This is a genomic window from Actinophytocola sediminis (assembly GCF_054779715.1).
The window spans coordinates 20,553-40,235 of the sequence record NZ_BAAGXS010000066.1 but is presented as its reverse complement, the minus strand read 5'-3'; the positions used below and the strand labels follow the sequence as shown (position 1 = coordinate 40,235).

At 70.4% G+C, this 19,683-nt stretch carries 20 protein-coding genes; 9 read left to right on the top strand and 11 right to left on the bottom strand.

Annotated elements, in window-relative coordinates; genetic code table 11:
• Position 1: 1 nt before the first annotated feature.
• Together ACYVIP_RS31135 and ACYVIP_RS31130 are read right to left on the bottom strand one after the other, a co-directional pair.
• Positions 2-1,003 carry an acyl-CoA dehydrogenase family protein gene (locus ACYVIP_RS31135; protein WP_460402806.1) on the bottom strand — a complete coding sequence of 334 codons (1,002 nt, stop codon included), beginning with the start codon at positions 1,001-1,003 and terminating at the stop codon, positions 2-4.
• The gene (locus tag ACYVIP_RS31130; RefSeq protein ID WP_460402804.1) at positions 1,003-3,108 is read right to left on the bottom strand and encodes an acyl-CoA dehydrogenase; all 2,106 of its coding nucleotides are present in this window, start codon (positions 3,106-3,108) and stop codon (positions 1,003-1,005) included. The genes ACYVIP_RS31135 and ACYVIP_RS31130 overlap by 1 nt, the downstream gene beginning before the upstream one ends.
• 120 nt (positions 3,109-3,228) lie before the next feature.
• On the opposite strand from ACYVIP_RS31130, the gene kstR reads away from it, so the two are divergent.
• A complete protein-coding gene (kstR, locus tag ACYVIP_RS31125; protein ID WP_460402802.1) occupies positions 3,229-3,873 on the top strand; it encodes a cholesterol catabolism transcriptional regulator KstR in 645 nt (214 codons plus the stop codon).
• 203 nt (positions 3,874-4,076) lie between these two features.
• On the opposite strand, the gene shbA is transcribed toward kstR, so the two are convergent.
• Positions 4,077-4,685, bottom strand: coding sequence for an RNA polymerase sigma factor ShbA (gene shbA / locus ACYVIP_RS31120; RefSeq protein WP_460402800.1), 609 nt, complete (start codon positions 4,683-4,685; stop codon positions 4,077-4,079).
• A 233-nt stretch (positions 4,686-4,918) separates the two neighbouring features.
• The gene (locus ACYVIP_RS31115) at positions 4,919-5,143 is read right to left on the bottom strand and encodes a hypothetical protein (RefSeq protein WP_460402798.1); all 225 of its coding nucleotides are present in this window, start codon (positions 5,141-5,143) and stop codon (positions 4,919-4,921) included.
• A 360-nt stretch (positions 5,144-5,503) separates the two neighbouring features.
• Here ACYVIP_RS31115 and ACYVIP_RS31110 point away from each other — a divergent pair, with 360 nt between their 5' ends.
• Positions 5,504-6,208: an ANTAR domain-containing protein gene (locus ACYVIP_RS31110; protein WP_460402796.1), complete on the top strand. Its 705-nt coding sequence runs from the start codon at positions 5,504-5,506 to the stop codon at positions 6,206-6,208.
• On the opposite strand, the gene ACYVIP_RS31105 is transcribed toward ACYVIP_RS31110, so the two are convergent.
• The 4 genes from ACYVIP_RS31105 to ACYVIP_RS31090 are packed head-to-tail and all read right to left on the bottom strand — an operon-like array spanning position 6,209 to position 8,928.
• Positions 6,209-6,877: a GntR family transcriptional regulator gene (locus tag ACYVIP_RS31105; protein ID WP_460402794.1), complete on the bottom strand. Its 669-nt coding sequence runs from the start codon at positions 6,875-6,877 to the stop codon at positions 6,209-6,211. It abuts the gene before it with no gap.
• Between the two features lie 16 nt (positions 6,878-6,893).
• Positions 6,894-7,616 carry a maleate cis-trans isomerase family protein gene (locus ACYVIP_RS31100; RefSeq protein WP_460402792.1) on the bottom strand — a complete coding sequence of 241 codons (723 nt, stop codon included), beginning with the start codon at positions 7,614-7,616 and terminating at the stop codon, positions 6,894-6,896.
• Between the two features lie 19 nt (positions 7,617-7,635).
• Positions 7,636-8,406: a maleate cis-trans isomerase family protein gene (locus ACYVIP_RS31095; RefSeq protein ID WP_460402790.1), complete on the bottom strand. Its 771-nt coding sequence runs from the start codon at positions 8,404-8,406 to the stop codon at positions 7,636-7,638.
• A 12-nt stretch (positions 8,407-8,418) separates the two neighbouring features.
• Complete coding sequence (locus ACYVIP_RS31090; RefSeq protein WP_460402788.1) at positions 8,419-8,928, bottom strand: DUF3830 family protein; 510 nt, start codon at positions 8,926-8,928, stop codon at positions 8,419-8,421.
• 164 nt (positions 8,929-9,092) lie between these two features.
• Between ACYVIP_RS31090 and ACYVIP_RS31085 the strand changes: the two genes are divergently transcribed.
• From ACYVIP_RS31085 to ACYVIP_RS31070, 4 genes are all read left to right on the top strand, one after another.
• On the top strand, positions 9,093-10,085 hold the full coding sequence (locus ACYVIP_RS31085; RefSeq protein WP_460402786.1) for a D-2-hydroxyacid dehydrogenase: 993 nt from the start codon (positions 9,093-9,095) through the stop codon (positions 10,083-10,085).
• A complete protein-coding gene (locus ACYVIP_RS31080) occupies positions 10,082-11,482 on the top strand; it encodes an amidase (RefSeq protein ID WP_460402784.1) in 1,401 nt (466 codons plus the stop codon). The genes ACYVIP_RS31085 and ACYVIP_RS31080 overlap by 4 nt, the downstream gene beginning before the upstream one ends.
• Positions 11,483-11,601: 119 nt before the next feature.
• A complete protein-coding gene (locus ACYVIP_RS31075) occupies positions 11,602-12,870 on the top strand; it encodes an acyl-CoA dehydrogenase family protein (protein ID WP_460402936.1) in 1,269 nt (422 codons plus the stop codon).
• Positions 12,867-14,069: an acyl-CoA dehydrogenase family protein gene (locus ACYVIP_RS31070; protein ID WP_460402782.1), complete on the top strand. Its 1,203-nt coding sequence runs from the start codon at positions 12,867-12,869 to the stop codon at positions 14,067-14,069. The genes ACYVIP_RS31075 and ACYVIP_RS31070 overlap by 4 nt, the downstream gene beginning before the upstream one ends.
• Positions 14,070-14,099: 30 nt before the next feature.
• Here the strand turns inward: ACYVIP_RS31070 and ACYVIP_RS31065 are convergent, their stop codons facing one another.
• Entirely contained in the window at positions 14,100-14,459 is a 360-nt protein-coding gene (locus tag ACYVIP_RS31065) for a hypothetical protein (protein ID WP_460402780.1), read from the bottom strand.
• Positions 14,460-14,531: 72 nt separating this feature from the next.
• Here ACYVIP_RS31065 and ACYVIP_RS31060 point away from each other — a divergent pair, with 72 nt between their 5' ends.
• Positions 14,532-15,119 carry a GrpB family protein gene (locus tag ACYVIP_RS31060; protein ID WP_460402778.1) on the top strand — a complete coding sequence of 196 codons (588 nt, stop codon included), beginning with the start codon at positions 14,532-14,534 and terminating at the stop codon, positions 15,117-15,119.
• On the opposite strand, the gene ACYVIP_RS31055 is transcribed toward ACYVIP_RS31060, so the two are convergent.
• Positions 15,070-16,257 carry a serine hydrolase domain-containing protein gene (locus ACYVIP_RS31055; protein WP_460402776.1) on the bottom strand — a complete coding sequence of 396 codons (1,188 nt, stop codon included), beginning with the start codon at positions 16,255-16,257 and terminating at the stop codon, positions 15,070-15,072. The genes ACYVIP_RS31060 and ACYVIP_RS31055 overlap by 50 nt on opposite strands.
• 10 nt (positions 16,258-16,267) lie before the next feature.
• Positions 16,268-17,788, bottom strand: coding sequence for a D-alanyl-D-alanine carboxypeptidase/D-alanyl-D-alanine endopeptidase (dacB, locus tag ACYVIP_RS31050; protein WP_460402774.1), 1,521 nt, complete (start codon positions 17,786-17,788; stop codon positions 16,268-16,270).
• A gap of 89 nt (positions 17,789-17,877) precedes the next feature.
• Between dacB and ACYVIP_RS31045 the strand changes: the two genes are divergently transcribed.
• Positions 17,878-18,531, top strand: a complete 654-nt coding sequence (locus ACYVIP_RS31045) for a response regulator transcription factor (RefSeq protein WP_460402772.1) — start codon at positions 17,878-17,880, stop codon at positions 18,529-18,531.
• Positions 18,528-19,676, top strand: coding sequence for a sensor histidine kinase (locus tag ACYVIP_RS31040; RefSeq protein ID WP_460402770.1), 1,149 nt, complete (start codon positions 18,528-18,530; stop codon positions 19,674-19,676). Before ACYVIP_RS31045 ends, ACYVIP_RS31040 begins: the two co-directional genes overlap by 4 nt.
• Positions 19,677-19,683: the final 7 nt, after the last annotated feature.

Below are 19,683 nucleotides of genomic sequence, written 5' to 3'. Positions count from 1 at the left end.
GTTACCCCACGATCCGATCGCCGAGCCGGACCAGCCGATGCTCGACCCCGCCGAGCAGCCGGACGATGTCCTTGGTGGCCGCGTAGTACCGGTGCAGCGGATAGCCGGCGTCCACGCCGAGTCCGCCGTGCAGGTGGTGGCTGGTGTGCATGACCGTTGGTGCCTCCTCGGCCAGCCAGAACGCGGCGACCTCCAGGTCCTCGTCGGCGGCGCGTCCGGACCCGAGCCGCCAGCACGCCGACCAGGTCGCGAGATGCAGCGTGCGTGCGCTGACGTAGACGTCGGCGATCTGTTGGGCCACTGCCTGGAACGTGGCCAGCGGCTTGCCGAACTGCTCGCGGGTGCGCACGTGCGCGGCGGTCAGGTCGAGCGCGCCGGCCACCAGCCCGTCGCCGAGCGCGCACGCGCCGGCCAGCGTCAGCCGGTACAGATCCTCGGCCGCGCCAGGCCCGCCGAGCCGCTCGGCGGTGACCGCGTCGAGAGTCACGGTGGCTTCCGGCACCCCGCTGGAGGTCGCGGTCGGCACCAGCGTCACGCCGGCCGCCGACGGGTCGACCACGTACACCCGATCCCCCGCCGGCACCAGGATCCGGTCCGCGACCCCCGCGTACCGCACGCCGATCGCCCTGCCGGACAACGAGTCCTCATCGGACGCGGTAACGGCGGCCCGCGCGGCCGAGGTGAGCACCCGGTTGCCGTCGACGACCCCGGCCAGCAGCCGGTCCTGCTGTTCGGCGGTGCCGTGCCTGGCCACCGGCAGCACCCCCATGGCCAACGTCTCCAGCGCGGGCAGCGGCGCGGCCACCCGGCCGACCTCGGCGAGCAGCACGGCGACTTCGACCGGCCCCAGCCCGTCGCCGCCGAGCCGCTCGGGGACCGCGAGCGCCAGCAACCCTGCCTGTCCCAACGCCTTCCACGTGGCGTCCGAATCGGACTCTCGGGCGAGCACGTCCCCGGCGAGCCGGGCGATGGTCTGGTGGGTGGCGTCGTAGGCGAAGTCCATCAGCGCTCCCTCGGCAGGCCGAGAACCCGTTCACCGATCAGGTTGAGCAGCACCTGGGTGGTGCCCCCGGCGATGGTCAGGCATCGGGACAACAACAGCTCGTGCACCTGCGTCTCGGTGTTCTCGGTCACCGCCGCCCCGGCCGGACCGAGCAGTTCGACGGTCAGTTCGGCGACATCCTGGCGCTGCCGCGTGCCGAGCAGCTTGCGCACGCTGGCACCGGCACCGGGCTCCTGGCCGTCCAGCTGCCGCACGGTCTCCCGTAAGTCCACAAGGGACACCGCGAGCCCGTCGGCCACCAGCGCGCCGATCCGCTCCCGGTCGGCGTCCGGCAGGCCGGGACGGGCCGCCAGGTCGAGCAGCCGCTCCACCCCGTCGCCAAGCGAGGAGCCGGTGCCCAACGCGACCCGCTCGGTGGCCAGCGTGCCCCTGGCCAGCCGCCACCCGCCGCCGACCTCGCCGACCACGCAGTCGGCCGGCACGAACACCTCGTCCAGGAACACCTCGTTGAACCGGGCCTCGCCGGTGATCTCCCGCAGCGGCCGGGTGGTGATCCCCTGCGTGCGCATGTCCACCAGGAAGTAGCTGATCCCCGCGTGCTTGGGCACGTCGGGATCGGTGCGCGCCAGGCAGATTCCCCAGTCCGCCTCGGCCGCCTGCGAGGTCCACACCTTCTGCCCGGTCAGCTGCCAGCCGCCGTCGACCCTGGTGGCCCTGGTGCGCAGCGCGGCCAGGTCGGAGCCGGCGTCGGGCTCGGAGAACAGCTGACACCAGCGCAGTTCCCCGCGCAGGGTCGCGAGTACGAACCGCTCCCGCTGCGCCGGCGTGCCGTGCCGCAGGATCGTCGGCACCGCCCATGCGCCGACCACCAGGTCCGGCCTGCGGATTCCGGCCCGCGCCAGCTCCTCGTCGATCACCAGCTGCGCCAGGGGGGTCGCGTCCTGCCCGTAGGGCAGTGGCCAGTGCGGCACCAGGTAACCGGACTCGGCCAGCCGCACCCGGATGTCCTGTTCGGACAGTCCACTGAGGTCGTCGAAGAACGCGCGCGCCGAGGCACGGACCTGCTCGTCGTCGGCGTCGATGCCCAGCCCTCTGCGCTCGCCGGCCAGTGCCCGGTCGGCCACCCGCAGCCGCCAGGCCGAGGTGCCACCCGCGACCTGCCGCGCGGCCAGCGCCCGGCGAAGGTAGAGGTGCGCGTCGTGCTCCCAGGTGAAGCCGATGCCCCCGAGCACCTGGACACAGTCCTTGGCGTTGGCCACCGCCGCGGCCAGCCCGACCGCCGCCGCGGCCGGCGCGGACAGCGACTCCGGTGCGCGGGCGGCGTCCCAGGCCAACGCCCCGGCCTGCTCTGCCCGGCACAACATCTCCGCGCACAGGTGCTTGACCGCCTGGAACGCCCCGATCGGCCGGCCGAACTGCTCGCGCACGGTGGCGTGCGCGACGGCCGTGCGCAGACACCAGCGCGCGACCCCGGCCGCCTCGGCGGCGAACAGCGTCGCCGCCAGCCCGGCCACGTCGACACCCCGCAGCACGATCGCCGGCGTGTCGAGGACGGTCACCGTGGCCAGCGGCCGGGAGAAGTCCAGCGGCGGCAACGGCTCGACGGCACGGGGTTCGAGCACCACCCAGACCGTGCTGTCCCCCGCACGGGCGGGCAGCAGCAGGTGGGCATCGGCGTGCGCGCCGAGCACGACCTCGACCCGGCCGCTGACCCGGTCCCCGGTGACCGTCAGCGTGCCCGGATCCAACGCGAACCCGGCCGTGGCGCGCCCGTCGACCAGACGGGGAACCAGATCCTCCGCCGGGGTGTCGACCAGCGCCAGCGCGGTGAGCACGGTCGGCAGGACCGGCCCCGGCACGAGGTACTCGGCGGCCCGCTCCACCGCCGCGGCCGCCTCGACCAGGCTGCCGCCGAGGCCGCCGAGCCGCTCCGGCACCGCGATCCCGAACAGCCCGAGTGCGGCCAGTTCGGTCCAGTACGTGCGCCAGTCGCCGCCCGCCCCCGGCTCGAGCGCACGCACCGCTGCCGGCAGACCGGCGCGTACTGCCACCTCCCGCACGGAGTCCTGGATAGCCTGTTGCTCCCCGGTGAGCGCGATGGACACGATGTTGATTATAGAACGTGTTCCAGTTTTGGCTACGGCCATACAGCGACGTACTGCGCTTCCGGTTCGGTAAGCTGGGGAAAACAGGCTGGAACATGTTTCGACAGGGGACTCAGATCCATGGCTAGACCGCGCACCTCGGGAGCCAACGCGCTCAACGTGCTGACCGACGACGAGCTCGGCTCGGCCGCCCAGCGCGACCGCCGCAAACGCATCCTGGACGCCACGATCACCCTCGCGTCCAAGGGCGGCTTCGAGGCCGTCCAGATGCGGGCCGTCGCGGAGAAGGCGGACGTCGCGCTCGGCACGCTGTACCGGTACTTCCCGTCCAAGATCCACCTGCTGGTCTCCGGGCTGGCCAGGGAGCTGGAACGCGGCCAGGAGCGGACCGAGCGCGCGGCCATCCCCGGCGACACGCCGTATGACCGGCTGCTGTTCGTCCTCGGCCGGATCACCCGCGCCATGCAACGCGACCCGAACCTCACCGAGGCGATGACCAGGGCGTTCATGTTCGCCGACGCGTCCGCGTCCTCCGAGGTGGACACCGTGGCCACCCAGATCGAGCGGATGTTCACCCGGGCGCTGCACGACGGCGAGCCGACCGAGGAGGACCGCGCCATCGCCAGGGTGATCGGCGACGTGTGGCTGTCCAACCTGGTCGCCTGGGTGACCCGGCGCGCGTCCGCCAGCGACGTCGGCACCCGACTCGAACTGACCGTCCGCCTACTGATCCAACACCCCACACCCCCCGCCCCCATGCCCTGAATGAGGCATTGGGGGCGTTCAACGTCCTGAATGGGGCATTCAGGGCATGGGGCCCGGACCACCCGAACGGTCGGTGGACGGGGCATCGGGCACCGGGCACGATGCAGGCGTGGGAACCGAGAGCGCCGCGGCCGAACTGAACCGCACCGACGTGCGGCGCTACCTACCCGACCGCGCGACCGACTGAACCCACCGTGTGCGGATCAGACCCACTCGGTGGGTTGCAGCGCGGCGCGCAGCTTCGCGAGCGCGCGGTGTTGGGTCACCCGCACGGCCGTCGGCGTGAGGCCGACGGCGTTCGCGGTCTCCTGGGCCGACAGCCCGACGATCAGCCGCAGGCGCAGGATCTCCCGCTGCCGAGGCGGCAGCGTGTCCAACAGCTTCCCCAGCCGGGTCCGCAGGTCCGAGGCCATGATCTGCTGCTCTGGACTCGCGCTCACGTCGACCCCGTCCGGCACGTCGGCCGCCGGGTCGGACCGGTCCCGCCCGGCACGGCGATAGTGGTCGGCGACCTTGTGCGCGGCGATGCCGTACACGAACGGCAGGAACGACTCCGGCTCGTCGCCGTAGCGGCTCAGCGCGCCGAGCACGGCCACGCAGATCTCCTGGGCCACGTCATCGGCGGACGAATACGCTGATCCGCTGCGACCGATGCGTGACCGACAGTAACGAACAATCGCCGGACGGATCCAGGTGAAGAGGGTCGCGATCGCGTCCCGTTCACCCGCCATGGAGGAGATGACGAGCTCATGGAACGCCGCGCTCTTCAGCCGCGCGAAGATTTCCGTGGCATCAGACGAGATGGCCTGCATGTGAGTGATACTCGTGAATTGGGCCGGATCTCCGCCAGGGTCCAAAGGCCCTACGTGGATAGCACTGTTGCCGAGGCCGACACCGGAAAGATGCCCGCTCCGGGAAACACCACCGGCCACCGAACCGGCTCATCTGAATTGAAGCACGGTGATCCACTATCGAAAAGTACGCATCCGGCAATGTGTCGCAGAGTACGCCGTCGATCACCGGACTTCCGGCGCACACGACTCGGTCAACCCGGCACCCGCCGCCGGACCGCACCCCGCTTCGGGCACCGAACCCGTTGCGCCATCTGGTGTATGCGATCGATCCGATCGGTGACCGAGACGCGGACCTGCGCGGACCACCACCAGGCACACCGGGACACCGGCAACCGCCCGCCACCGGACCACGTCGCCGGCCGGCCGGCCGCCACCGACACACACTGCACCAGCGCGGACAGCCGCGAATCGGACACCGGTCACCCCCGCCCCACCGGTCGCCACTGTCAGTACCGGACTGTTCGGTTTGTCCACCCACCGTCCGATCGTGCTCGGCGACGCGCAACCCCGTGCGGCAGCGATGGTTCGCCGACGGTCGCGCCCGACCGCCGCGGCCGGACACGACCCGGTTGGCACCCGGTCGCGGCGACGCGACGGACCCGCGGAATTCCGCTGACGACAGTGGACCGATTGCGTCTCAACGCCTTCACATCCGGTCGGTCACTTTTGGAAAATTGCCTGCGAGATGGTCGCCCCACTGGTTGCGTTTTTGCTTGTTTCCGCGCGCCATCTCAAACAACGCACATAACTCATAGTGCCGGACGTAGGCTTATCCCGTGACCAGCACACCAGTGGAAGAGCTGGCGGAAACCTTTGTGGAGCTCGCCGACGCCGTGGCCGACCAGCTCGATCCCGGCGACGTCCTCGGCCTGTTGGCCGACCGGTCGGTCCAGCTACTGGACATCACCGCGGCCGGGCTGCTGCTGGTGGACCATGCCGGCGAGCCGCAGGCGACCGGCGCGTCCGACGAACACGTGGCCGAGCTCTGTTCGCTCGAGGGGCCGCTGCGGGAGTGTTCCCGGGCGGGCGGTCCGATCCCGGCCGTCGAGCTCGCCACGTCCGATCGGTGGCCAGAGTTCGCGGCGGCGGCCAAGGCGGCCGGGTTCGTCTCGGTGCACACGCTGCCGCTGCGAATGCGCGACGAGGTGCTTGGCGCGACGGCGCTCTTTCGCACAGAACCAGGCGAACTCGACAACGCCACGGTGCGGGTGGCACAGGCGCTGGCCGACGTGGCGGCCATCGGGTTGACCCAGGCGCGGTCGCTGCGCCGGCAGGCCAGGACGACGGCCCAACTGCAGCACGCGCTGACCAGCCGGGTGGTGATCGAGCAGGCCAAGGGGGTGATCGGCGAACGGCTCGGGATGGGGGTGGAGGAGGCCTTCGCCGCGCTACGCACCTACGCCCGCAGCGCCAACAGCCGCATCGCCGAGCTCTCCACGTCGATCGTGGCCGGCGAGTTCGACGTCGACCGGCTCCGGTAGCTACTCGGCCGGTTTCGGCTTCAGGCGGTCGATCGAGTCGCGCATGTGGGTCTCGATCAGGCCGAGCAGCTGCGCCTCGTCGCCGTCGGCGATCGCGTCCACCAGCACCCGGTGCTCAGCCACCAGGTCGCCGGCCTCCGGGTAGTGATCCTGTAAGGCGGCCAGGCACATCCTGGTCTCCACCAGCAGGGTCTGGGCCATCCGCTCCAGCCGGGAGTTGCCGGAGCAGGTGACCAACGCGAGGTGGAAGGCCTGGTCGGCGTCGCTCATCGCCTGCCGGTCGCCGGACTCCGCGGCGGTCACCAGCTCGGTCAGCGCCTCGGTCAGGTGGGCGACCGCCTCGCCCCGGTTGCCGTGCATGATCAGCTCGCAGGCCATCCGCTCGATCGCCAGCCGAGCCAGGTAGATGTCCTGGACGTCCTGTGCGTCGAGGTCGATGACGAACAGGCCGCGGTGCCGCTCGCCGCGCAGCAGGCCCTCCTGCACCAGCCGCTGCATCGCCTCCCGCAGCGGCCCCCGGCTCACCTCGAAGCGCGCCGCCAGCTCCGCCTCGCCGAGCTGGGTGCCCGGCGCGAACACGCCGTACATGATCGCTGAGCGCAGTTGGTCGGCGATCAGCTCCGCGGTCGACTGTCTGGCAACCGGTTCCAACTCGCCGAGCTCACTCATCCCCAGAGTCCTCCGTTCAGGCGAACAAGGTGCCCAGCCCTGGACGCGGACCGGTGTCGCCGACCAGCCGCAGACCTTCCCACACGCTGACCTGATTGGCGGTCAGCACGGGCTTTCCCACACGTTGCTCCAGCTCCGGCAGCCACGCGACCGTGTGCAGTGCGGTGTCGGGCACCAGCACGGCGTCGGCGTCGGCGTGGTCGTTGGCCGCGACGAAGTCGAGCACGTCCGCGCGGCCGAGCGTGCCGACCTCGGCCGCGGTGATGATTCCCTTGCAGGACAAGGAGACCACCTCGATGTCGGCGGTGGCCAGGAACTGCGCGAAGCGGTCGGCGACATCCTGTGGGTAGGTCGCCGCGACGGCCACCCGGCGCAGGCCGAGATGTTTGACGGCGTTGACGAAGGCGAAGGACGTGCTCGACGCCGGCACCCCCGCCGCGGCCCGCACACCGTCCACTTGGGCCGTCGCACCGTCCCAACCGAACACGAAACTGCCGCTGGTGCACGCCCACACCGCGGCCTGCGCACCCAGCTCGCGTAACGCCCTGGCGCCATCGCCAAGGACGTCCTCGCCGCCGATGTCGAGCAGGGCGTCCACCCGGTGGGCGTCCTCGCGCATCAGGGTGTGCACCACGGGCAGGCTCGCGGCCCGACCAGCGGAGGCCAGCAGGCGCTCCATGGTCGGGTACTCGTCTTCCGCGCTGTAGCCCGGATAGAGGAAACCAACGATGTGACTCATGTGTTCGACAATCCTACCGTCAGGCGGCGTGCGTGCGGGTGGTCTCCGCCAACCATTGACCGGTGGCCATCATCGGGGAGTCGATCGCGGACAGCGCCGACCACATCGTGACCTGGTTGGCGGTCAGCACCGGCTTGCCAAGCCAGCGCTCCAGCGGGCCGATGATGTCGTAGGTCGGCACGTTCGTGCAGCTGATGAACAGGCCCTCGGCCTCCGCGACGTCGACCGCGGTGACCGCCTGCACGATCTCGGCGTAGCCCACCTTCCAGATGTGGTCGAGCAGGCCGAGGCCGACGCTGGAGACGACCTCCACCCGGTGCTCGTCGAGGAAGGCCAGCAGGCGTTGGGTGACGCTGTCGATGTACGGGGTCACCACCGCGATCCGGCGCAGCCCGAGCGCGCGGATGGCGGCGATCAGCCCGCCGGAGGTGGTGGTCGCCAGCGGCGCGCCGGCGGCGAGCATGCTGCCGGTCAGCGTCTGCTCGCCGGCGGCGCCGTCGATGAAGCTGCCCGACGCGCAGGCGTAGGTGACCACCAGCGGTTCTGGTGCGAGCACGTCGGTGGTGGCCCGGCGCACCCGGTCGGGGTCGCTGAGCTCGGTGGCCATCTCGATGGTCACCGGCACCGGCACGAACGGCAGCCTGGTCAGGTAGAGCGAGATGTCGTCGGGGGCCCATCGCCACAGCTCGCGGTCGAGGGCGAAGTCGAACGGGGCCACCACACCGACCCCGCGCTGGGTGACCAACTCCGGGCCGATGATCTCCACGGCCCTGTCTCTGAAGTCCGACATGCCGCCCGCCCGTCAGCCGGCGTCGGGAGACGAATGGTGCCGTTGGTAGATCAGCCGTTCACCGACGCTGCCGGAGCGCCAGACGTCGTTGCACGCCTCGGCCATGGCCGGCAGGCCCTCGATGATCGTCGCGTAGACGTTGCCGGGGACCCAGCCGACGTCCCCGTTGAGCAGGATGTTGTTCCGGCCGTAGAACAGGGCCAGGTCGATCACGCCGGGCAGGGTCTCCAGACCCTTCTCCTCCTTGAAGGCCCGGTCGAGCATGCCGCCATGGAAGTCGAAGAAGACCACGTCCCCGGGGATCGGGGTGACCGTCGGGTTCTCCAGGCCGAGCGGTTCGTCGATGAACCGCTCCACCATGGTGTACACCTCGTTGCGGGCGTACTTGGCGTGGTGGACGGGGCCCGCGTGCGGCAGGGCCTGCCACACGGCCTCACATGTGCGCGGCGCGTCCTTGTCTAGGAGCTGGGCGACGCAGGAGACGCCGCGGCGCTCCAACGTGATCGTCATCAACCTGGACATCAGCATTCTCCACGGTCATGCAGCACCTGTAGTTCTCATGGTCTAGCTCTCCCGCGGGCTGCAGCAACCGCGCCGATTGTTGACAATCATACGAGCGACTTCTAGCGTGTCAATCCCTCGCGGCTCCCCGCGCAAGCTTCATTCGAAGAGGGGAGCATCACCCCATGACGCGAACACGTTCCGCAACCGTGGTGGTCCTGCACGCCGATTCGGGCGACACCGGCAAACCGCCCGCCACCGACCAGCTCGAGGCGCTGGCCGAGGTCCGTTACGTCACCGAGAACGGGCTCGCCGAGGCACTTCCCGGCGCAGACGTGCTCCTGGCCTGGGACTTCCGCGCGCAGTCGGCGGCAAGGGCGATCGCGGCGAGCGACTCGGTGCGCTGGGTGCACGCGGCGAGCGCCGGGGTGAACCACCTGTTGTCGGATTCTGTCAAGGTGAGCGACGTCGTCATCACCAACTCACGGGGAGTGTTCGACGAGCCGATGGCCGAGTACGTGCTCGCGCTGGTGCTCGCCTTCGCCAAGGACCTGCCCACCACGATTCGACTGCAACATGAGCGCCAGTGGCGCCACCGCGAGACCGAGAGCCTCGGCGGCCGGCGCGCGCTGGTGGCCGGTACCGGACCGATCGGCAGGGCGATCGGCCGCAAGCTCGCCGCCGTCGGCCTGCACGTGACCGGCATCGGCCGCACGCCACGCGCCGAGGACCCCGACCTCGGCTCGGTGCTGGCGATGGACCAGCTGCCCGACGCGCTCGCCCCGGCCGACTACGTGGTGCTCGCCGCCCCGCTCACCGACGGCACCCGCGGCATGATCGACGCCGCCGCGCTGCGCGCGATGAAGCCGACCGCCCGGCTGATCAACGTCGGCCGGGGGCCGCTGGTCGAGCAGGACGACCTGGTGGCGGCGTTGCGCGCGGGCGAGATCGCGGGCGCGGCGCTCGACGTGTTCGCCAACGAGCCGCTGCCGACCGACTCCCCGCTGTGGACGACCGCGAACGTGATCGTCTCGCCGCACATGTCCGGAGACGTGGTGGGGTGGCGGGCGGAACTGGTAGCACTGTTCCTGGACAACCTCACCAGGTATCTGGACGACCGGCCGCTGCGCAACGTGGTGGACAAGCAGCACGGTTACGTCCGGGAAGGAGCACCATGACGAGCACGGCGGAGCTGTCCTCGACCGAGCTGATGGCCGAGTACCGTGCCGGGCGGCTCTCGCCGGTGGAGGTCGCGCGGGAGGCGCTGGACCGCGCCGAGGCGGTCAACGGCGCGGTGAACGCCTACTGCCTGATCGACCGGGAGCGGACGCTGGCCTGGGCGGCCGAGTCGGCGGAGCGCTACCGGCGGGGCGAGCAGCGCGGCCTGCTCGACGGGGTGCCGGTGTCCATCAAGGACATCCTGCTCAGCCGGGACTGGCCGACGCTGCGTGGCTCGCTGACCGTCGACCCCGACCAGGCGTGGGACGTGGACGCGCCGGCGGTGGCGCGGCTGCGGGAGCACAACGCGGTGCTGGTGGGCAAGACGACCACGCCAGAGCTCGGCTGGAAGGGCGTGACCGACAGCCCGCTCACCGGGATCACCAGGAACCCGTGGGATGTCGGCAGGACCGCCGGCGGGTCCAGCGGTGGGGCGGCCGCGGCGGTGGCCACCGGGACCAGCCCGATCTCCATCGGCACCGACGGTGGTGGGTCGGTGCGCATCCCGGCGTCGTTCAGTGGAGTGTTCGGCATCAAGCCGACCTATGGGCTGGTGCCGCTGTTCCCGGCGAGCCCGTACGGCACGCTCGCGCATGTCGGCCCGTTGTCCTGGACGGTCGAGGACAGCGCGATCGCGCTGGATGTCCTTGCCGGGCCGGACAACCGGGACTGGACCTCCGGACCGCGGCCGGAGCGGCCCGTTCGGTCTACTTTGGACGCTGGGGTCGCCGGGATGCGGATCGCGTTCAGCCCGACGCTCGGCTTCGCGTCGGTCGACCCGGAGGTGGCCACGATCGTGGCCACGGCGGTGCGCACGTTCACCGAACTGGGTGCGCGGGTGGAGATCGTGGACCCGAAGTTCGACGACCCGGTCGAGGCCTTCCACGTGCTGTGGTTCGCCGGCGCGGCGGCCTCGATCGCCGCGCTGTCGCCGGAGCGGCGAGCCCAACTCGACCCCGGGCTGCTGGAGATCTGCGAGGAAGGCGCGAGCCGGTCGGCGCTGGACTACGTCGCGGCCACCGCGGTGCGTGCCGACGTCGGCCGGATCATGGGCGAGTTCCACGACCATTTCGACCTGTTGATCACCCCGACGATGCCGATCGCCGCGTTCGACGCCGGGGTGGAGGTGCCGCCGGGGTCGCGGGTGCGCCGGTGGACCGGCTGGACGCCGTTCACCTACCCGTTCAACATGACCCAGCAGCCGGCGGCGAGCGTGCCGTGCGGGTTCACCGCCGCCGGGTTGCCGGTCGGGCTGCAGGTGGTCGGCCCCAAATACGCCGACGCCCGGGTGCTGACCGCGTGTTACGCGTTCGAGCAGGCCCAGCCCTGGCAGGGAAAGCGCCCCGCCCTCGGGTGACTGCGCTACCCTACTCTAGAGTAGCTAACGTAACTACTCCCGAGTAGGTAGAGGTGATGCGCGTGTCGGGTGAGGGGCTTGGCGCGAGACCGCACCGGCAGGGCGCGCTTGGCGTCACGATGGCGGTGCTCAACCGGGTCGCCGGGTCGAGGCTGGTGGCCAGGCTCGGCGTCAAGGCGCCCGTCGACCGCGCGCTGTTCCAGGTGACGAAGGCCGGCTTCACCGCGGTGAACCGCACGTTCGCGGCCACCAGGAAGCTCAGCCGTCCACGGCGCCTGCCGCCGGCCACCGACCGCGGCGTGTTCGACCTGACGCCGACCGAGGAGCAGACGATGATCGCGGACACGGTCCGCGAGTTCGCCGGCGACCACCTGCGCCCCTCGGCCGCGGCGGCGGACGAGAAGTGCGCGGCGCCACCGGCGTTGCTGGCCACCGCGGCGTCGCTCGGGATCACGCTGATCGGCGTGCCGGAGGAGTTGGGCGGCGTGGCCACCGAACGCTCGACGGTGACCAACGTGCTGGTGGCCGAGGCGTTGGCACACGGGGACATGGGCCTCGCCGTGGCCTGCCTCGCGCCCGCCGCGGTGTCGAACGCGTTGGTGCTGTGGGGGGACGAGGCGCAGCAGGCGACGTACCTGCCGGCGTTCGTCGGCGAGGACGTGCCGCCCTCTGCGCTGGCGATCCAGGAGGCGCGCCCGCTGTTCGACCCGTTCTCCCTGCACACCAAGGCCTACCGCACCTCAGCCGGATTCGTGCTGTCCGGCGAGAAGTCGATGGTCCCACTGGCGTCGTCGGCCGAACTGTTCGTGGTGGCCGCGGAGTTGGAGGGCCGAGGACCCGCACTGTTCATTGTGGAGTCATCCACCGCGGGCCTTTCGGTAGAGCCAGAACCCGCCATGGGCCTACGCGCCGCCGGCACCGGACGCCTGACCCTGTCCCAGGTGACGGTGCCCTCGACCGCACTGCTCGGCGACGCCTCGGCATACGCCGACTGCGTGCGCCTGGCCAGAATCGGTTGGTGCGCGCTGGCGGTCGGCACCGGCGCGGCCGTGTTGTCATACGTGACCGGCTACGTGAACGACCGGGTGGCCTTCGGTGAGCCGGTGTCCCACCGCCAGGGCGTCGCGTTCAAGGTCGCCGACATCGGTACCGAGCTGGACGGCATGCGCCTGGCGACCTACCGGGCAGCGGCGCTGGCCGAGCAGGGAAAACCGTTCGCCAGGGAGGCGGCGCTGGCCAGGAAGCTGTGCGCCACCAAGGGAATGGCGATCGGCAGCGACGGCGTGCAGTTGCTCGGCGGGCATGGGTATGTGAAGGAGCACCCGGTGGAGCGGTGGTACCGGGACCTGCGGGCAGTCGGCGTGCTGGAAGGTGCGGTGCTGGTGTGATCAACCTTGAGGTGCCGAAGAAGCTGACGACGCTGGTCGACCAGGCCAGGCAGGCGGCGATGGCGTTCCTGCGACCGAACTCGCGCAAGTACGACCAGGCGGAACACACCTATCCCAAGGAGTTGGACACGCTGGCCGCGCTGCTGGACGGCCTGAGCGCGTCGGGTGGTGGGGCGGGCGCGGGGGGTGTCCGCCGCGCCGCCAAGGCCAAGGCCGGCGTGGTCAACGGCGCCAACATGTCATTGGCGCTGGGCACGATGGAGATGTGCTGGGGAGACGCCGGCCTGCTGCTGGCGATGCCCCGACAGGGCCTGGGCAACGCCGCCATCGCGTCGGTGGGCAACGACGAGCAAGTGGCCAGATACAAGGGAAAATGGGCGGCCATGGCGATCACCGAGCCGGACACCGGCTCGGACTCGGGAGCGATCCGCACCACAGCCGTCCGCGACGGCGACGACTACGTGCTCAACGGCGAGAAGATCTTCGTGACGTCCGGCGAACGCGCCGACTGCGTGGTGGTCTGGGCGACGCTCGATCGCAGTAAGGGCAAAGCGGCCATCAAGTCCTTTGTGGTCGATCGGGGTACGCCGGGCTTCGAGCTGGTCCGCCTGGAGCACAAGCTGGGTATCCGTGCGTCCGACACGGCCCACTTCCGCCTGGACAACGCCCGGGTCCCGGCCGCGAACCTCCTTGGCAGCCCGGAAATCAAGACGGATCAGGGCTTCGCCGGCGTGATGCAGACGTTCGACAACACCCGCCCACTGGTCGCCGCGATGGCGGTAGGGATCACCAGGGCGGCGCTGGAGGAAACCCGCCGCCTGCTGACCGAGGCCGGCGTGGAGATCGACTATGACCGACCGCCGAACACCCAACCCGCCGCCGCGGCCGCGTTCATCGAGATGGAGGCCGATTACGAGGCGGCGTACCTGTTGATGCTGCAGGCGGCGTGGATGGCCGACAACGGCCAGCCGAACTCCCTCCAGGCGTCGTACGCGAAGGCGAAGGCCGGGCGGAGCGCCACGGAGATCACGCTGCGCTGCGTGGAACTGTGCGGCACCGTCGGGTACGGCGAACACGCACTACTGGAGAAGTGGTCCCGAGACGCCAAGATCATGGACATCTTCGAGGGGACCCAACAGATCCAGCAGCTCATCATCGCCCGTCGGTTGCTTGGGAAGACCAGCGCAGAACTCAAATGAGGTCGCCCGGCCCCTCCAGCTGGGACCTAGCTAGCGCAGCCAGCGCAGAGCGGCGTCGGCGCAGTCCTCGGGGGTGCTGTTGAAGGCGATGGCCGCGTCGGGGGCCTGCTGGCGGACGATGTTGATCACGTTCTCGAAGAACAGGAGCGCTGGCTCGTGGGTGCGGATGCCGCCCCCGATCACGACGCAGGCGTAGTTCTCGCGGGTCAGCGCCTCGGTGACCGCTTCCTCGGGCCTGTCGTCGAGGGTGACCAGGCACCAGTCGGCTTCGAGGTCGTAGTGGCCGAAACGTGCCTGGCCCCGGGCTATCGCCGCCTGGACCGGCTCGGGGTCCCAGCCCTCGATTTTGGCGGGGTCGACACCGACCACCAGTACACGTGTCGTCGTCACGCTTCCTCCTTCCGACGGGACGGTGAACCTAATGGGATCGACGGTTCCATCGGGTGTCGCTATCTTGCTCCGGTGGCCAGCTTTGCGGAGATCACTCGACACAGCGACTCCGACCCGTCCGAGAACCCCTGGGTCAACGGGCCGCCCGCGCCCGAGACGGTCGTCATCATGCCGTACAACCCTGAGTGGCCGCGTCGCTACCAGGCCATGTCGTCCGCGATTCGCGCGGTGTTGGGGGATGTGGCCATGGACGTCGAGCATGTTGGGTCGACCTCTGTCGAAGGGTTGGCGGCGAAGGATGTCATCGACATCGATCTCACGGTCGCCGATCCTCGCGCTGAGGACCTGTACGTTCCCGCTCTTGAGCGGCTTGGTTATGTGCTTACTATTCGGGAGCCGTCCTTTCATGAGCATCGGTGCCTGCGGTTCGCCGAGCCTCGGGTGAACTTGCATGTGTTTGGGCCGGACTGTCCGGAGGCCATCCGGCAACGGATGTTTCGGGACTGGTTGCGGGCGCATCCGGAGGACCGGGCGTACTACGAGAGTGCGAAACGGGCGGCCATCCCCGGTGGGGGGCATGTCATGGATTACAACGCACGTAAGCAGGACGTCATCCGGGAGATTTATGACCGGATCTTCCGTGCGGCGGGGATGTTGTGACCAACTGCCGTCCCAATGCGACTATGGGGCGGATGGTGGTGTCGCGGTTGCTGAGGACGATCACCGTCCAGCCCGCGTCCGGGAACATGTCCAGGTTCGTCATGCGGCCGGGGCCGCTGCCGGAGTGTCCGACGACGCGGTGGTTCGCCGTTACCGCCTCGATGTGGCCGTAGCCGTAGAACTGGAGTTCGCCGTCTACCGGTGGCCGGTCGGTCTGGTTCAGCGGATGTTTGCCGCTGGTGACGACGCGGGTGAACGCGGGGTTGAGCAAGCTGTTGCCGTGTAACGCGTTGGCGAAGCGGAGTACGTCCCTGGCTGAGGAGAACGCCCCGTGGTACGGGCTTCCCAGGTAGGGCAGCATCGGGGTGGTCGTGATGTCCACCCGTTCGCCGTCGGGCTGGGTCAGGTAGCCGTGCGCGATGCCGGGGTCGGCGATGACCGTTGGCTTGGGGTAGAAGTCCGTGTCGGTGAGGCCGGACGGGGTGAACACGTGCTGGCGCACATAGTCGTAGTAGGACTGTCCGGACACCGATGCCACGATGGCGCCCAGGATGAAGTAGCCGTCGTTGCTGTAGCCGAACTGGCTGCCCGGGGTGAACCGCAGCGGCAGCGTGCGCAGGTACGCGGACATGCCCTGCCAGATGTCGTCCTCGCTGTCCCACTCGTCCTCGCCGGGTGGGCGTTGGTGGCTCAGGCCCGGTCGCCCGGCGCCCGCGGTGTGGGTGAGCAGTTGGTGCACGGTGACTTCGGCTACCTCTGGGGGGAAGCCCTCAAGGTAGGTGCCGAGTCGCTCGGGGAACGCGATCCGGCCCTCCTGGGCGAGTTTGGCCACCGCCACCGCGGTGAACGACTTCGTCATCGATGCCAGGTCGAAGCTGGTGTTCGGGTGGTTGGCGATGCCGCTGGCTTCGTCGGCCATGCCGTGGGAGCTGGTGAGTACCGGCTTTCCCTTGCGGGCCACCAGGACGGTGCCGGAGAACTCGCCGGCGGCGGCTCGGTCGGCCACGAACTGGTCGAAGCGTCCGCCCGGCAGGAAGTCGGCTGGCCTGGCCTCCGCGGCGCCAGAGGTGAGGAGCAGGCCGGCGGGCGCCGCACCGAGCAGGCCGAGGATCGACCGTCGTGATTGGACAATGGACACGATGTTCCCCTCAGTTCGCGAGTGATTCGTAGACGGCGGTGACGATCTCGCCCTGGGCGATGCCGGCGGTCTGCTGCAGCGCCATCGCTTCCTCGACCGAGGCGACGGGCTGGTCGAGGAACTCCGCGAACACCACCAACCTGCCGTCCGGCAGTACGACATAGCCGGCCATCGCCTTGTGGAGGCTGGTGCCCAGGCTGCCGGTGCCGGTCTTGGCGAACACCCTGCCCGCCGCCGGTGAGTCGGGCAGGATGTCGGCCAGGGTGCCGTCTCGGCCCATGATCGGCAGCGCGCGGCGATAGTCGGTGAAGTACCGCTGGTGTGCCATGTGGCTGAGGAACTGGACGAAGAAGTCCGCTGTGTACTCCCCTGCCGTCGGCTCGTCCGGGTTCAGGCCGGCCTGTTCGAACAGTGCTCGCTGGTATCGCTCCCCGGTTGCCTTCGGGGTATCTGCGTCGCGGCCGGCGATGGCGCCTACCAGGTAAGGAAAGTAGATGGTGTGCACGTTGGAGCTGAGCTTGAGCATGACCTTCACCTGTTCGGACAGCGGTGGGGACACGTGCTCTGTCAGCGGTCGCTGGTGGTCCGAGCTGGAGTGTCCATTGCGGACTTCGATGCCCGATTCCCGTAGTGCGTGGCCGAAGGCGGCCTCGGCGAAACCGATCGGGTCCGGGAGGAAGTACGGGGACACGACCGGCGGACCACCCAGCCGCACGTCACCGGTGAGCCGGACGCTATGCACACCGTCGGGACCGGTCGACAACTCGGTGAACGTCAACCGCCGCACGGGGTTCGCCACAGTGGTGACGTCGTTGGCCACGACGACGTGACCGACGTCGGGCCACACCCGCAGCCCCGCCGGCGCCCCCGCACGACCGCCGGGCGTCACCACCACGTCGATGACGTTGTCGTTGAGCATCATGGGTGACACCGCGATCCGCGTGTTGCCCTGCGGAATGCCCTCCTGTGCCTGCCGGAACAGTGCAGCGTCGACGTGCACCCGGCCCTCGATCCGCCGCACCCCACGACGCGCCACCTGCCGGGCGAGGTGTCGCAACGGCGCAAGCGGATCACCGGGCACCGGCTCGGTCGCGCTGCCGTAGGTGTGGTCGGGCACCGGCAGCGCGAGCGTGCCATCCGGCCGGATCCTCGGCCCCAGCAGGAGATCACCGCCCGCGACCACCACCAGATCCCCCCGCAGGACACCGCGGACGATCGGCCCGGTACGCCGCACCGTCGTGCGGAATCGGTGATCGGCGCCGAGCGCGGCGAAGGCCGAACCCGCGATGAACACCTTGACCGCGGACGCCGGCACGAACCGCGCCGAGGTGTTCCTGGCGTAGACGGGCTCCTGGCCGAGCACCTGGAACCGCATGCCCCACCGGCCACCGGCGAACTCGGGTCTGTCGGTGATCGCGGCGATCCTGGTCTCGAGCGTGTCGTCAGCGCGGGCCGGCGACCACAGCCCGGCCGCGGCGACCGGCGTGGCACCGAGCAGCGTGAGCACGGTGCGGCGTGGGTAACTGGTCATGATCACCAGAAGTACCCACCGCGTGGTTGCACTGCGGTTACACCGGCGGTGTCACCGCGACGCAACCCGCATGTCGGCACACTGCCGCCATGCGGGTACTGGTGATCGAGGACGACGTCGAGCTGGCCGAGGCCATCGGGATCGGGCTGCGCCGCGAACGCATGGCCGTCGACGTGGTGTTCGACGGCGCCACCGGGCTCGCGCGCGCCCAGCTGCACGACTACGACGTCCTCGTGCTCGACCGCGACCTGCCCGGCCGGCACGGCGACGAGGTCTGCGCGCAGCTGGCCACCGACGGACACCGCTGCCGGGTGCTCATGCTGACCGCGGCGGCCACCATCGACGACCGGGTCGACGGGCTGGCGCTGGGCGCCGACGACTACCTGCCCAAGCCGTTCGCCTTCGCCGAGCTGGTCGCCCGGCTGCGAGCGCTGTTCCGGCGCGCCCAACCCGCCGTGCCGCCGGTGCTGACCCACGGCGGTCTGGTGCTCGACTCCGCGCGTGGCATCGCCAGCCACGACGGCCGGCCGCTCGATCTCGGGCCCAAGGAGTTCGGCGTGCTCGAACTGCTGCTCGCCGCGCAGGGGCGGCTGGTGTCGGCCGAGGAGCTGCTGGAGCGGGTCTGGGACGAGATGGCCGACCCGTTCACGACCGTGGTGAAGGTGACCGTCAGCCGGCTGCGGCGCAAGCTGGGCGAGCCGTCGCCGATCGAGACCGTGCCGCAGGCCGGCTACCGGATATGAGGACCCACCGCCGGACCGTGCGGTCGCGGCTCACGCTGCTCTACAGCGGGCTGTTCCTGGTCTCCGGGGCCGCGTTGCTGTTCATCGTCTACCTGTTGCTGGCCGGCGGGTTCCCGGTGGTCCGGACCCGGCAGCCGGGCGCGGACACCGCTGGCCTCGGCGAGATCTGCGCCCGGCTGGACGGCTCGGTCGCCATCGGCGACGACTTCGCCGCGTGCGCCGACCAGGCGCGAGCCATGCTGGTCGACCAACAGGCCGAGATGCTGCGGCGGTTCCTGGTCCAGTCCGGGGCCGCGCTCGCGATCATGACGGTGGTGTCGGTCGGCCTCGGCTGGCTGGTGGCGGGGCGGGTGTTGCGGCCGTTGCGGGTGATCACGGCGGCCGCCCGGCGCATCTCCGTGAGCGACCTGCACCAGCGGCTGGCCATGACCGGCGGGCGCGACGAGCTGACCGAGCTCGGTGACACGTTCGACGGTCTGCTCGGCCGGCTCGACGCCGCGTTCACCGCGCAGCGCCAGTTCGTGGCCAACGCGTCGCACGAGCTGCGCACGCCGTTGGCCAGGCAGCGCACCGTCATGGAGGTGGCGCTGGCCGATCCGGCGCCGACCGTCGCCGGGCTGCGGGCGGCCTGCCGGCGCGTGCTCGCGGCGGGCGAACAGCAGGAACGTCTCATCGAGGCCCTGCTCACGCTGGCCCGCAGCGAACGCGGCCTCGACCGGCGCGTGCCCGTCGACCTGCGGGCGATCGCCGGGGCGGTGGTCGGGGCGGTTGGCCGGGACGTGCGGACGCGCCTGGATCCGGCCACCGCCCTTGGCGACGGCCGGCTCACCGAGCGGCTCGTGGTCAACCTGGTGGACAACGCGGTCCGGCACAACGTCGAGTCCGGCTGGGTCGAGGTGCGGACGGGCACCGGGGACGGCGTGGCGACGCTGACGGTGACCAACACCGGCCCGGTGATCCGGCCGGACCAACTGGACCAGCTGTTCACGCCGTTCACCCGGCTGGCGGCCGAACGCACCGGCGAGGGTCTCGGGCTCGGCCTGCCCATCGTCGCGGCGATCGTCAGCGCGCACGACGGGCAGCTCGACGCGTGCCCACGGCCTGGTGGCGGACTCGCCGTCACAGTCAGATTCCCGGACTCCTAACCGAAGC